This is a genomic window from Pseudomonas sp. ANT_H4 (genome assembly GCF_008369295.1).
Classification (GTDB): Bacteria; Pseudomonadota; Gammaproteobacteria; order Pseudomonadales; family Pseudomonadaceae; genus Aquipseudomonas.
Window position 1 is genome coordinate 285,326 of sequence record NZ_VOBG01000003.1, and the last position, 13,490, is coordinate 298,815.

The following is a 13,490-nucleotide window of genomic DNA, read 5'->3' on the forward strand; positions in this document are numbered from 1 at the left end:
AAATCTGTGCAACCCTCGCACCACGACGGCAGCCATCGCGCCGTTTTGGTGCTGTACTGCACCGGGTCCCACGATAAAGCGCAATGACCGCCGCACTGGCATAAGTCTTGCGCGCTTTGTTTCATGCCCTGGCTCGCAGGAGGCCGCCGTGTCGATTCATGTCGCGTTGCACCACGTTACGCATTACCGCTACGACCGCGCGGTCGAACTGGGCCCTCAGATTGTGCGTTTGCGTCCGGCGGCCCATAGCCGCACGCGGATTTTGTCCTACGCGCTGAAAGTGCTGCCGCAGCAACACTTCATCAATTGGCAGCAAGACCCCCAGGGCAATTACCTGGCGCGCCTGGTATTCCCGGAAAAGACTGACGAGTTGCGTATTGAAGTCGACCTGGTTGCCGAGATGGCGGTGTTTAATCCGTTCGACTTTTTCCTTGAGCCCTACGCCGAAAAAATCCCGTTCAGCTATGCCGCCGATGAGCAACGCGAACTGGCGCCGTACCTGGAAACTTTGCCGATGACGCCGAAGCTCGCCGCGTACCTGGCAGGCATCGACCGTACGCCACTGCCTGCCGTGGATTTTCTGGTGGGCCTCAACCAGCGCCTGGCCGCCGACATCGGCTACCTGATCCGTATGGAACCGGGGGTGCAAGCCCCGGAATTCACCTTGGAAAACGCTTGCGGCTCGTGCCGCGATTCGGCCTGGCTGTTGGTGCAACTGCTGCGTAATCTTGGTTTGGCAGCACGGTTTGTTTCCGGTTACCTGATTCAATTGACCGCCGACGTCAAAGCCCTCGACGGCCCATCCGGCACGGAAGTGGACTTCACCGACCTGCACGCCTGGTGTGAAGTGTATTTGCCGGGTGCCGGCTGGATCGGTCTCGATGCCACTTCCGGCCTATTCGCCGGTGAAGGCCATATCCCATTGGCCTGTAGTCCCGATCCGTCTTCAGCGGCGCCCATCAGTGGCCTGGTGGAACCTTGCGAGTGCGAATTCACCCATGAGATGTCGGTGGAGCGTATTTGGGAAGCCCCACGGGTGACCAAGCCCTACACCGAAGAACAATGGCTGGCGATCCAGGCCTTGGGCCGGCAGATCGATGGTGACCTGCTCAAGGACGACGTGCGCCTGACCATGGGTGGCGAGCCGACCTTCGTCTCCATCGACGACCCCGACGGCGCCGAATGGAACACCGCAGCCCTGGGCTCGGACAAGCGCCGGCTCTCTGCCGAACTGTTCCAGCGCATGCGCAAGCATTACGCGCCCAAGGGCCTGGTGCACTTCGGCCAAGGCAAGTGGTACCCCGGCGAGCAATTGCCGCGCTGGTCGCTCAATTGCTACTGGCGTCGGGATGGCGTGCCGATCTGGCACAACAGCGCGCTGATTGCCGATGAACAACAAGACTACGGCGCTGATGGCGTGATGGCCGGGCGTTTTCTCGCCAGCGTTGCCGAGCGCTTGAAGTTGCCTGCGCACTTTGTGTTCCCGGCCTACGAGGACAATTTCTATTACCTGTGGCGCGAAGGCGCCTTGCCTCAGAACGTCACCGCGCAAGACCCACGCCTGGGCGACGACCTTGAGCGTGACCGCCTGCGCAAGGTCTTCAGCCAGGGTCTGGATAAAGTCATTGGCCAGGTGCTGCCGCTGGCGCGCACGGCGGCTAATGACTGCTGGCAGAGCGGGCGCTGGTACCTGCGGGATAACCATTGCCGCCTGGTGCCGGGTGATTCGCCCTTGGGCTATCGTCTGCCATTGGCCTCGCAGCCTTGGGTGACGGCGGCGGAGTATCCGTTCGTGCATCCCACCGACCCCAATCAGGATTTGCCTGATCTTCCGACGACGGCGCAGCTGCAAAGCCACGGCGAACCGGCCCTGAGCGACGATCGTATTGCGAAGATCGACGAATCCGCCGATTGGCTCACCCGCACCGCCCTCTGCGCGCAAGCGCGAGATGGCAGGCTGTACCTGTTTATGCCGCCTCTGGAGCGGGTCGAGGACTACCTGGAGCTGGTGGCCGCTATCGAAGCCATCGCCCAAGAGCTGCATTGCCCGGTGCTGCTCGAAGGCTACGAGCCACCGAGCGACGTCCGCCTGAGCAACTTCCGGGTCACGCCGGACCCAGGCGTGATCGAAGTTAACGTGCAACCGTCCGCCACGTGGGACGAGTTGGTGGAACGCACCGAATTCCTCTATGAAGAAGCGCGGCAAACCCGCCTGACCACCGAGAAATTCATGATCGACGGCCGTCACACCGGTACCGGTGGCGGTAACCACTTTGTCCTCGGCGGTGCTACGCCCACGGATTCGCCGTTCCTGCGTCGTCCCGATCTGCTGCGCAGCTTGATCAGCTACTGGCATAACCACCCGTCGTTGTCCTACTTGTTTTCCGGCTTGTTCATCGGCCCGACGTCCCAGGCGCCACGGGTCGATGAAGCTCGCAACGACGCGCTGTACGAGTTGGAAATCGCCTTCGCGCAAATGCCGGTGCCCGGTGAGGAGTGCCCGCCCTGGCTGGTGGACCGACTGCTGCGCAACCTGCTGATAGACGTCACCGGAAATACCCATCGCGCCGAATTCTGTATCGATAAGCTTTACTCGCCGGACGGCGCTACCGGCCGCCTTGGCCTGTTGGAATTGCGGGCCTTCGAGATGCCTCCCCATGCGCGCATGAGCCTGACCCAGCAACTGTTGTTGCGGGCGCTGGTAGCGCGGTTCTGGCGTGAGCCCTATGCACCGCCGAAGCTGGTGCGCTGGGGTACGCAATTGCACGACCGCTTCTTGCTGCCGCACTTTATCGAGCAGGACTTTGCCGATGTCATCGTCGAACTGAACGCTGCCGGTTATCCGCTGCGTGCAGAGTGGTTTGCTGCGCACCTGGAGTTTCGCTTCCCCAAGGTTGGCGATTACTCCGTCAGCGGCATTGAACTGGAACTGCGCCAGGCCCTGGAGCCCTGGCATGTGCTGGGAGAAGAGGGCGCGGTGCGTTATGTCGATTCGTCCCTGGAGCGTTTGCAGGTCAAGGTGAGCGGCTTGGCGCCGCAACGGTATCTGCTGACCTGCAACGGCATTCCAGTACCGCTGCAACCTACCGGGCGGGTCGGTGAGTTTGTAGCTGGCGTGCGTTACCGTGCCTGGCAGCCGGCCAACTGTTTGCAGCCGACCATCCCGGTTCATGCGCCGCTGGTATTCGATCTTTTCGATACGTGGATGCAACGCTCATTGGGCGGTTGTCAGTACCATGTCGCCCATCCGGGCGGGCGCAATTACGACAGCCTGCCAGTCAATGCCAATGAAGCCGAGAGCCGGCGCATGGCGCGGTTTTTCCACCTGGGTCACAGCCCTGGAACGTTGCCCGTGCCGGCGGTGGTGATTAACGACGAATTGCCGATGACCCTGGATTTGCGCCGTTTTGCGAAAAAAATAGAGGATTGAATCTACATAATCCCGAAAACAACAAATCTATAATGTGGGCTTGTCTGCGATAGCATCACCTCGGTACACCTGATGCCCCGAGGTGCCTGCATCGCGGGCAAGCCCGGCTCCCACACTCTGACTTCCCTTGCCTCTGCCGAGCGTTCCATGCCCGACTTGCTCGACCGTTACCCGCTAACCGCGGGCACTTATCACGAACTGCTGGACGACAGCGGCGCGGTCCGCGGCCATTGGCAGCGCCTGCTTGGCCATCTGCAACGCAGCACCCCGGCGCAACTGGCTCAGCGCCAAGCCTTGCTGACCCGGCAGATCCAGGAAAACGGCGTGACCTACAACGTCTACGCCGACCCCAAGGGCGCCGATCGGCCGTGGGAACTGGACCTGTTGCCCCACGTGCTGGCAGCGGATGAGTGGAAGCACCTGTCGGCCGGCATCGCCCAGCGTGCGCGGTTGCTCAATGCGGTATTGGCGGACCTCTACGGCCCGCAACGGCTGATCGCCGAGGGTTTGTTACCAGCAGAACTGATGTTCGGCCATAACAACTTCCTGTGGCCGTGCCAGGGCATACAGCCGCCCGAGGGTGCGTTTCTACACCTGTATGCCGTGGACCTGGCGCGCACCCCCGATGGCCACTGGTGGGTCACCGCCGACCGTACCCAGGCACCGTCCGGCGCTGGTTATGCCCTGGAAAACCGCACCATCGTGTCCCGTGCGTTTCCGGATATGTACCGCGACTTGCAGGTGCAGCACCTCACCGGTTTCTTCCGCACCCTACAGGAAACCCTGGCCCGCCAGGCGCCGAGTGATGACCAGCCACCGCTGATCGTGCTGCTGACCCCGGGCCGTTTCAACGAAAGCTATTTCGAACACCTGTACCTCGCCCGCCAGCTCGGCTACCCGCTGGTAGAAGGCGGCGACCTGACGGTGCGCGACGCCACGGTCTACCTGAAAACCCTCAGCGGCCTGCGCCGGGTCCATGCCGTCATGCGCCGCCTGGACGATGATTTCTGTGACCCGCTGGAGCTGCGCACCGACTCGGCCCTCGGCGTGCCGGGGCTGCTGGACGCCGTGCGCCAAGGCAATGTGCTGGTGGCCAATGCCCTGGGCAGCGGTGTGCTGGAGTCTCCCGGGTTGCTGGGTTTTCTGCCGAAGATCAATCAGTTTCTGTTTGGCGAAGAGCTGATCCTGCCGTCCATCGCCACCTGGTGGTGCGGCGAAGCGCCGGTACTGGCCGAAGCCCTGGAGAAACTGCCGGAGCTGGTGATCAAGCCGGCGTTCCCGTCGCAAAGCTTCGCCCCGGTATTTGGTCGCGACCTGAACGACGAACAACGCCAGGCCCTGGCCGAACGCATGCGGGCGCGGCCTTATGCCTACGTTGCCCAAGAGCTGGCGCAACTGTCCCAGGCGCCGATCTGGCATACCGTCGACGAACATCTACAACATCGCGCCATCGGCATGCGCGTCTACGCCGTCGCCAGCGCCGACGGTTACCGGGTGCTGCCCGGTGGCCTGACCCGCGTGGCCGCCGAAGCCGATGCTGAAGTGGTGTCGATGCAGCGCGGCGGGGCGAGCAAGGACACCTGGGTGCTCGGCGAACGTGCCCCTGGTGGCGAGCAGTGGCGTGCGCCGCGTTCTATTGGCGCCCATGACTTGATTCGACGTGATCCGTACCTGCCGTCGCGGGTGGTGGAAAACCTGTTCTGGTTCGGCCGTTATTGTGAACGCTGTGATGACAGCGCCCGCTGGCTGCGGATCGTCCTCGCACGTTATGTCGACGCAGGCGACCCGCAAGCGCTGCAAGCGGCGGTGGAACTGGGCGAGACGCTGCGACTATTGCCGCAAAAGGGCGAGTTGCCTGAGCGGCTGCTGGCGGCTTTGCTTGGCGATGACTGGCCGTCGAGCCTGCGGGCTAATTTGCAGCGCTTGCAGTGGGCGGCGTCCCAGGTGCGCGGCAAACTGTCCCGTGAAAACTGGCAGGCCTTGGTGGAGTTGCAGCGCGAAGCCGTGGAGCTGGAGGCGCAAGAGCCAGATTTCGGCGAACTGCTGGACTTCCTCAACCGCTTGGTGATGTCCCTGGCGGCGCTGTCCGGTTTTGCCTTGGACGACATGACCCGTGACGAAGGCTGGCGCTTCTTGATGATGGGCCGGCGCATCGAGCGTCTACAGTTTCTCAGCAGCAGCCTGACGGCATTTCTGCGGGGCGTGGCGGTGTTCGATCAGGCGGGGCTTGAATGGTTGCTGGAACTGGGCAATAGCAGTATCACTTACCGTTCCCGCTACCTGGCGGTGCCGCAATTGATCCCGGTGCTGGACCTGTTGCTGCTGGATGAGCAAAACCCCCATGCGGTGCTGTTCCAGCTCAAACTGGTGAGCCGCACCCTGCGTCGTCTGAATGATGATTTCGGTATGCCGCGGGAGACCGGGCTGGCGCCGTTGGTGGAGCGACTGTCGCGCTTTGACCTGGGCTGCCTGGAAAATCCGCTGTTTGGCGAATCCAGCGTGCGCGCCGCCCTCGATGGCCTGGCGGACCTGTTGCAGGCCGTCGCCGATGAAAGCGGGCAAGTCTCCGATCGCCTGGCCTTGCGCCATTTTGCCCATGTTGATGATGTCAGCCAGCAAACGGTGTCCGTGTAATGAGTGCCCGTTACCAGATTTTCCACGATACCCATTACCACTACGACAGTCCGGTGTCCCTGGCCCAGCAGTTGGCGCACTTGTGGCCGCGCCCCTGCGCCTGGCAGCAGTGTACGGTGCAGCAATTGCTCATCCGCCCTGAGCCGACCTCGCGCCGGGATGAGCTGGACGTATTTGGCAACCCGATCACCCGCCTGGCGTTCGAGCGGCCCCATGATGAGTTGCTGGTCAACGCCGGGCTCACGGTGGAAGTCTTCGCGCGGCCAGTGCTGGATTTCAGCCAGTCGCCAGCCTGGGACCAAACCCGCAGCAGCTTGACCTACAGCAGCCAGCCGTTGTCCCCCGAGGTGATCGAGGCGTGCCGCTATCGTTTCGAATCGCCCTATGTGCATCTGAAGAAAAGCTTCGTCGAGTTTTCCGAAAGCTGTTTTCCACTGGGCCGTCCGTTGTTGCTGGGCACCCAGGTGCTGATGGAAAAGATTTTCAGCGAATTCACCTTCGATGCCGAAGCCACCCAAGTCGCCACGCCGCTGGTGGAAGTGCTGGAGCGTCGGCGCGGCGTGTGCCAGGACTTTGCCCACTTGATGCTGGCGTGCCTGCGCTCCCGAGGCCTGGCGGCGCGCTATATCAGCGGCTACCTGCTGACCCAGCCACCGCCCGGCCACCCACGGCTGATTGGCGCCGATGCGTCCCATGCCTGGGTCTCGGTATTTTGCCCGGTGCTGGGCTGGGTAGATTTTGATCCAACGAATAATGTGCAGCCGGCACTGGAGCACATCACCCTGGCTTGGGGCCGGGATTTTTCCGATGTTTCGCCGTTGCGAGGGGTGATTCTGGGAGGGGGGAGTCATGACCCGGAGGTGCGGGTGACGGTGATGCCACTGAAATAAGGCCTGTGGCCGCTGCCTTGGCAGCGGCCACAGTGAGAGGCCTTAGGCGTCAGGCGCCTGATCTTTCGGTGTTTCGGTCTCGTCAGTGGCCACTTCACCTTCTGCATCCGGGTTCAGTACGCCAGCTTCTTCGTCGGCTGCAACTTTCTTGCGTTGCAGCTTTTCCTCTTTCTTCTGCTCTTTGGCCAAGTCTCTCTGACGTTTGGCGAAGGAGTAATTAGGTTTTGCCATGGGCGATCCTCTGGGGGTCGAAGGTGAGGTTGAGCGGCGCGTATTCTGCCTTTAATCGCGTCCCAAGGGTTAATCGGGTTTTTGGTCCACCCATTTGGGCAGGACCAGCGGTTGCCAGGCATCCAGTACGTCAAGCAGCTCAGCCGGCGATTCGCTGGTTTGCAGCATGGCACGATGGGGCGCGCGGACGAAGCCTTCGCCGACGATATGATCGAGAAAACCGGTCAACTTGCTGTAGAAACCATTCACTTCCAGTAAACCCAGCGGCTTGCCGTGGTAACCGAGCTGGCCCCAGGTCCAGACTTCGAACAGCTCTTCCAGGGTGCCGAGGCCGCCGGGCAGGGCGATAAAGGCATCGCTCAGCTCGGCCATGCGCGCCTTGCGAGCGTGCATGCCGTCGACTACTTCCAGGCGAGTCAGGCCCTTGTGGCCGATTTCCAGGACTTGCAGGCTTTCAGGAATGATTCCGACCACTTCGCCACCGGCTTGCAGGGCAGCATCGGCCACAATCCCCATCAGGCCGACGGCGCCGCCGCCGTATACCAGGGTCAGCTTTCGCTTGGCCAACTCGCGCCCGAGGGCAATGGCCGCTTCACGGTAGGCTGGATTAGTACCGCTGCTGGCACCGCAAAATACACATACAGACTTCAAGGACATACCTGACTCCATGCTCAGTAATGGCTAAAGAGTAAAGGTTGGCCGGCGTGTCTTAAAGGATTAAACCTCGCGCTCGCTCTTTTCATAGGTGCCGCTGGCGCCACAGGCATAAGCGGCAAGCAGGCCGCGAAACAGGCTATTGAGGTGCATGGCTGGTACTCCAAAGGTGATGACGAATCGAGCATAGGCCGGTGATAGCCCTTTGGCTGGTTGATTGTGTCGATCAGGCCAATAGCCTAAAGTTGTATACAATCTATTGATTCAGATCATGGGAACTTCTGCCTGTATCAGGCAATCTTGTCGCTGTATGCATTTTTTAACCCTGCCTTGGAGATCCACATGTTTGCCAAACTCGTTGCTGTTTCCCTGCTGACTCTGGCTAGCGGCCAGTTGCTTGCTGCAGAGTGCAAGGTCACCGTTGACTCCACTGACCAGATGACCTTTAACACCAAGGCCATTGAAATCGATAAAAGCTGCAAGACGTTTACCGTTGAGCTGACTCACTCCGGTAGCTTGCCTAAGAACGTCATGGGCCATAACTGGGTGCTGACTACTGCGGCAGACATGCAGCCGGTGGCGACTGAAGGCATGGCCGCTGGCATCGGCAAGAACTACCTGAAAGAAGGCGACACCCGCATCATCGCCCACACCAAAATCATCGGTGCTGGCGAGAAAGATTCGGTGACCTTTGATGTGTCGAAGTTGACCGCTGGCACCGACTACGCGTTCTTCTGCTCGTTCCCAGGCCACATCTCGATGATGAAAGGCACTGTTACCCTGAAGTAATCAGGACAGCAGGCATAAAAAAAGCGCCTTCTCAGGCGCTTTTTTTGTGGTTGGATACGTGTGACGAGCCGCTCGCCACACAATCGCGCTCAGCGCTTATGGCGCAAGCGGCATCACCCGCTTGTGTTCGGTCTTGCGATAGGTCTCGCAGATGATCCGGAACGCCTCTTCGCGCACCGGTTCACCGTGCAAAAACGCATCGATCTCGGCATAGGTCACGCCATGGGAAGCTTCGTCCGGCTTGCCGGGGGAAAGGTCTTCCAGGTCGGCGGTCGGGATTTTCTCCACCAGCGATTCCGGCGCATTGAAGTGCCGGGCAATTTCCCGTACCTGGTTCTTCACTAGCCCGCTCAATGGCGCCAAGTCGCAAGCGCCGTCACCGAACTTGGTGAAAAAGCCCATCACCGCTTCCGCCGCATGGTCGGTGCCGATCACCAGGCCCCCGGCCGCGCCAGCGATGGTGTACTGCGCCACCATGCGCATGCGGGCCTTGGTGTTGCCCAGCACGAAATCCCGGGAGACCGCATGTTTGCCTTCGAAGGCTGCCACTTCATTGGCCAGGGATTTGACCGCTGGGCCGATGTTCACCGTGTGGCGCTCGTCCGGGGCAATAAAGTCCACCGAAGCCTGGGCGTCGTGTTCGTCGAATTGGGTTTCATAAGGCAGGCGCACGGCGATAAAACGGTAGGCCTCATCGCCATTGCGCGCGCGCAACTCGTCCATGGCCCGTTGGGCCAGCAGGCCTGCGGTCAGAGAGTCGACGCCGCCGCTGATGCCCAGCACCAATGTCTTGAGCCCCGAGTTAAGCAGGCATTGCTGGATAAAGGTGATCCGTCGTGCGACCTCCGCCTCCAGGGCGGCCTGGTCTTTGAACGGCGCTTGGACCTTGAGCTGTTCAGCAATCTCGCGCTGTACGGCTTGCATGATTCACTCCTTGCTGGATAGGGCAGGTACTTTGAAAACGTGGCGCAAATAGGCGACGAAGTTCGGGTCGGTACAGTGGGTCTTGCCCGCTTCATCGGAGATCTTCGCCACGGGCTGGCCATTACATGCGGTCATTTTAAGCACGATGCTCATCGGGTCCACACCTGGTATGTCGCAGGTCAGGTTGGTGCCGATGCCGAAGCTGACATTGATACGCCCCCGCAACGCCCGAAAAATCTCCAGGGCCTTGGGCAGCGTGAGGCTGTCGGAGAACACCAGGGTCTTGCTCATCGGCTCGATGCCCAGCTTGTGGTAGTGGGCGATGGCTTTTTCCGCCCAGATTATCGGGTCGCCGGAGTCATGGCGCAAACCGTCGAACAGCTTGGCGAAGTACAAATCGAAATCACCGAGGAAGGCATCGGTGGTGATGCAGTCGGTCAGGGCGATGCCCAGCAGGCCGCGGTACTCGCGCACCCAGCAATCGAGGGCGGCAATCTGGCTGTCGATCAGCCGTGGGCCCAATTGCTGGTGTGCCATGATCCATTCGTGGGCCATGGTGCCCAGGGGTTTCATGTCCAGTTCGCGGGCCAAATGCACGTTGCTGGTGCCGACAAAACGTCCGGGAAAATCGTGCTTGAGCACGTTGACCACTTCTTCCTGGACCCGGTAGGAAAAGCGCCGACGAGTGCCGAAATCGGCGACCTGCAACTCGGACAATTCGTCACTGCTGGCATTGGCGGTCAGCCAGTCGAACTTGCGGTACAACTGCTCGCGCGCTTGTTCGAGGATCACGGTCTGATAGCGATAGCGGTTACGCACCTCGCTGACGATGGCCAGCATCGGCACTTCAAACAGAATCACATGCAGCCACGGCCCGCGCAGGCGGATAAACAACTCGCCGTTTTCGATACCGGTCTGCACGTAGCGCAGGTTGAAGCGAAACAGGCCAAGGAAGCGCAGGAAATCCGGCTTCATAAAGCTGATGCGTTCCAGGAATCCCAGCTGGTCGGGGCTCAGGCTCAGCTCGGCCAGACGCTCGATCTGATAACGAATCTCCGCCAGATACGGGCGCAGGTCTTCACTGTTGCGGCAGCGAAACTCCCATTCAACTTCCACGTTGGGGTAGTTGTGCAGCACCGCCTGCATCATGGTCAGCTTGTAGAAGTCGGTGTCGAGCAGGTTCTGCACGATACGATCGGCAAATACACTCTCGCTCATAACGGGAATCTCCAGACGGGTCGGCGATGGGCGCCGACCGTTACGCACAATTAAGGAATGACGCTAGTGGCGCATAGACGCAGGTCGGTTTGCTAGCGTTTTTTCAGGTTGCGTCAACCTGTTCCATCATCCACTTCACAAAATCGCGCACTTTGGGCACTTGCGCCGAATGCTCGGGGTAGGCCAGGTAATAAGCATCCTGGCTCGGCATCGCGTGTTGCCAGGGGATGATCAACTTGCCGTCGGCCAACTCCTCTTCCACCAGGAACCGTGGCAACAGTGCCACGCCACAGCCCACTTGTGCGGCGCGGATGCACATATAGAAGGTATCGAAACGCGGGCCGTGGTAGCTGTGTTCGGTCTGGTAGCCCTGGCTGGCGAACCAATCGTGCCAGCCCTGGGGGCGCGAGGCGTTTTGCAGCAGGACCAGTTCGCTCAGTTGCGTGGGATCGGTAAACGGTTGAGCAGGCAGGCTGCCCGGTGCACACACCGGAACAAGTTCTTCGCTGAATAACTTCAGGCTTTCGGTACCGGGCCGTGAACCCTGGCCGAAGTAAAAGGCGAGGTCGGCGCGGCCTTGTAGTAAGTCGTCGGGCTCCTGTTCGTTGCACAGGTCCAGGTGGATCTGCGGGTGACGCAAGCGCCAGCCCTTAAGCCTCGGCACCAGCCAGCGTGCGCCGAAGGTGTAGGGCGTAGACACCCGCAATACTTCGGTCTCGCCGCCGTAGGAACGAAGGTAATGGGTCGACATCTCCACCTGGGTGAGGATTTTTCGTACTTCCACCAGGTACAGATCCCCCGCAGGGGTCATCTGCAAACGCCTGCGCACCCGGAGAAACAGCAGGTGCTGCAGCAGTTCTTCCAGCTGCGCGACTTGCTTGCTGACGGCGCTTTGGGTCAGGTTCAGCTCTTCGGCGGCGCGGGTGAAGCTCAGGTGGCGGGTGACGGCCTCGAAGCACTGCAGGGCAGTGATCGAGGGCAAATGTCTTTTATTCAGCACGGTTGGCCTCTTTTTTCTTGTCGTGACACGTTCAGCATGAATAAACGGAATGATATCTCGCCTAATGGTCGTTTGTTGGCAAGTCTTGGGCCAGCTACAAATAAGGTCTGGATCGCCGTGTCAGTTGGCGGCGCATATTTTTGTTTGTGGATTGAAGGAGTGACCCATGGTTGCCGCATTGCTTGATCGTCTCGGGGTAAACCCGGCGCTGTACCAGTCGGGTAAACAACCCGTGCATTCGCCTATCGATGGCAGCCGAATTGCCAGTGTGCACTGGGAAGGCGCCGCCGAGGTGGAGCAGCAGGTCATTCGCGCCGAGCATGCATTCGAAGCCTGGCGTAAGGTGCCGGCGCCGCGCCGTGGCGAGCTGGTGCGTCAGTTCGGCGAAGTGCTGCGCGAATATAAGGCTGACCTGGGCGAGTTGGTGTCCTGGGAAGCTGGCAAAATCACCCAGGAAGGCTTGGGTGAAGTGCAGGAAATGATCGACATCTGCGACTTCGCCGTCGGCCTATCCCGTCAGCTGTATGGCTTGACCATCGCCTCCGAGCGCCCAGGCCACCACATGCGTGAAACCTGGCACCCGCTGGGCGTGGTGGGGGTGATCAGTGCCTTCAACTTCCCGGTAGCAGTGTGGGCGTGGAATACCACGTTGGCGCTGGTGTGCGGCAATGCGGTGATCTGGAAACCTTCGGAAAAGACGCCGCTGACTGCGCTGGCGTGCCAGGCGCTGTTCGAGCGCGTCCTGAAAAACTTCACTGACGCCCCGCAATACCTGAGCCAGGTGATCATCGGCGGTCGCGATGCCGGTGCCGCGCTGGTGGACGACCCCCGTGTAGCCCTGATCAGCGCCACTGGCAGCACCCGCATGGGCCGCGAAGTGGCGCCGAAAGTCGCCGCACGTTTTGCCCGCAGCATCCTGGAACTGGGCGGCAACAACGCGATGATCCTTGGCCCAAGCGCCGATCTGGACATGGCCGTGCGCGCCATTCTGTTCAGCGCCGTCGGCACCGCCGGCCAGCGCTGTACCAGCCTGCGCCGGTTGATTGCCCATGAATCGGTGAAAGAAGAGATTGTCACCCGCCTCAAGGCTGCCTATTCCAAGGTGCGCATCGGTCATCCGCTGGAAGGCAATCTCGTCGGCCCGCTGATCGACAAACACAGCTTTGAAAACATGCAGGACGCCCTGGAGCAGGCCTTGAGCGAAGGCGGCCGGGTGTTTGGCGGCAAGCGCCAGTTGGAAGACACATTCCCCAGCGCTTACTACGTGTCGCCGGCGATTGTGGAAATGCCGGAGCAGAGCGATGTGGTCTGCACTGAAACCTTCGCGCCGATTCTGTATGTGGTCGGCTACACCGATTTTGCCGAAGCACTGCGCCTGAACAACGCCGTGCCTCAAGGCCTGTCCTCGTGCATCTTCACTACCGATGTGCGCGAAGCCGAGCAGTTCATGTCTGCGCTGGGCAGCGACTGCGGGATTGCCAACGTCAATATCGGCCCGAGTGGCGCGGAAATTGGCGGTGCGTTTGGCGGCGAGAAGGAAACCGGTGGAGGTCGTGAGTCGGGTTCCGATGCATGGCGTGGGTATATGCGTCGGCAGACCAATACCGTGAACTATTCGCTCGAGCTGCCGTTGGCCCAAGGCATCACTTTCGACTGATCGCGTACACCTGTTGATCGTTCCCGCACAGAGCGTGGGAACGAACGGTGGTGAAATCCTCCC

10 protein-coding genes are annotated in these 13,490 nt (G+C 60.7%); 5 read left to right on the forward strand and 5 right to left on the reverse strand.

Going from position 1 to position 13,490, the window contains the following annotated elements:
- The first annotated feature begins 148 nt into the window (after positions 1-148).
- The 3 genes from FQ182_RS05865 to FQ182_RS05875 all read left to right on the forward strand — a co-directional run bounded on the left by FQ182_RS05865 (position 149) and on the right by FQ182_RS05875 (position 6,954).
- Complete coding sequence (locus FQ182_RS05865) at positions 149-3,430, forward strand: DUF2126 domain-containing protein (protein ID WP_149411144.1); 3,282 nt, start codon at positions 149-151, stop codon at positions 3,428-3,430.
- 147 nt (positions 3,431-3,577) lie between these two features.
- Positions 3,578-6,064 (forward strand): circularly permuted type 2 ATP-grasp protein, encoded by a 2,487-nt coding sequence (locus FQ182_RS05870; RefSeq protein ID WP_149411366.1) that lies wholly within the window; start codon positions 3,578-3,580, stop codon positions 6,062-6,064.
- On the forward strand, positions 6,064-6,954 hold the full coding sequence (locus FQ182_RS05875) for a transglutaminase family protein (RefSeq protein WP_149411143.1): 891 nt from the start codon (positions 6,064-6,066) through the stop codon (positions 6,952-6,954). The genes FQ182_RS05870 and FQ182_RS05875 overlap by 1 nt, the downstream gene beginning before the upstream one ends.
- A gap of 42 nt (positions 6,955-6,996) precedes the next feature.
- On the opposite strand, the gene FQ182_RS05880 is transcribed toward FQ182_RS05875, so the two are convergent.
- Positions 6,997-7,185 (reverse strand): hypothetical protein, encoded by a 189-nt coding sequence (locus tag FQ182_RS05880; protein ID WP_133101442.1) that lies wholly within the window; start codon positions 7,183-7,185, stop codon positions 6,997-6,999.
- Positions 7,186-7,254: 69 nt separating this feature from the next.
- On the reverse strand, positions 7,255-7,842 hold the full coding sequence (locus FQ182_RS05885; RefSeq protein WP_149411142.1) for a TIGR00730 family Rossman fold protein: 588 nt from the start codon (positions 7,840-7,842) through the stop codon (positions 7,255-7,257).
- A gap of 339 nt (positions 7,843-8,181) precedes the next feature.
- Here FQ182_RS05885 and azu point away from each other — a divergent pair, with 339 nt between their 5' ends.
- A complete protein-coding gene (gene azu, locus FQ182_RS05890; RefSeq protein WP_149411141.1) occupies positions 8,182-8,628 on the forward strand; it encodes an azurin in 447 nt (148 codons plus the stop codon).
- 96 nt (positions 8,629-8,724) lie between these two features.
- Here the strand turns inward: azu and nadE are convergent, their stop codons facing one another.
- From nadE to FQ182_RS05905, 3 genes are all read right to left on the reverse strand, one after another.
- A complete protein-coding gene (gene nadE / locus FQ182_RS05895) occupies positions 8,725-9,552 on the reverse strand; it encodes an ammonia-dependent NAD(+) synthetase (RefSeq protein WP_149411140.1) in 828 nt (275 codons plus the stop codon).
- Between the two features lie 3 nt (positions 9,553-9,555).
- On the reverse strand, positions 9,556-10,770 hold the full coding sequence (pncB, locus tag FQ182_RS05900) for a nicotinate phosphoribosyltransferase (protein WP_133101446.1): 1,215 nt from the start codon (positions 10,768-10,770) through the stop codon (positions 9,556-9,558).
- Positions 10,771-10,873: 103 nt separating this feature from the next.
- Positions 10,874-11,770 carry a LysR family transcriptional regulator gene (locus FQ182_RS05905; protein WP_149411139.1) on the reverse strand — a complete coding sequence of 299 codons (897 nt, stop codon included), beginning with the start codon at positions 11,768-11,770 and terminating at the stop codon, positions 10,874-10,876.
- A 166-nt stretch (positions 11,771-11,936) separates the two neighbouring features.
- On the opposite strand from FQ182_RS05905, the gene FQ182_RS05910 reads away from it, so the two are divergent.
- Positions 11,937-13,427: an aldehyde dehydrogenase family protein gene (locus FQ182_RS05910; protein ID WP_149411138.1), complete on the forward strand. Its 1,491-nt coding sequence runs from the start codon at positions 11,937-11,939 to the stop codon at positions 13,425-13,427.
- Positions 13,428-13,490: the final 63 nt, after the last annotated feature.

Excerpts from the sequence above, each read along its gene's own strand:
- FQ182_RS05870 (WP_149411366.1), top strand. The coding sequence starts at position 3,578 with ATGCCCGACTTGCTCGACCGTTACCCGCTAACCGCGGGCACTTATCAC.
- pncB (WP_133101446.1), bottom strand. The coding sequence starts at position 10,770 with ATGAGCGAGAGTGTATTTGCCGATCGTATCGTGCAGAACCTGCTCGAC.
- FQ182_RS05880 (WP_133101442.1), bottom strand. The coding sequence starts at position 7,185 with ATGGCAAAACCTAATTACTCCTTCGCCAAACGTCAGAGAGACTTGGCC.
- nadE (WP_149411140.1), bottom strand. The coding sequence starts at position 9,552 with ATGCAAGCCGTACAGCGCGAGATTGCTGAACAGCTCAAGGTCCAAGCG.
- FQ182_RS05885 (WP_149411142.1), bottom strand. The coding sequence starts at position 7,842 with ATGTCCTTGAAGTCTGTATGTGTATTTTGCGGTGCCAGCAGCGGTACT.
- FQ182_RS05910 (WP_149411138.1), top strand. The coding sequence starts at position 11,937 with ATGGTTGCCGCATTGCTTGATCGTCTCGGGGTAAACCCGGCGCTGTAC.
- FQ182_RS05875 (WP_149411143.1), top strand. The coding sequence starts at position 6,064 with ATGAGTGCCCGTTACCAGATTTTCCACGATACCCATTACCACTACGAC.
- azu (WP_149411141.1), top strand. The coding sequence starts at position 8,182 with ATGTTTGCCAAACTCGTTGCTGTTTCCCTGCTGACTCTGGCTAGCGGC.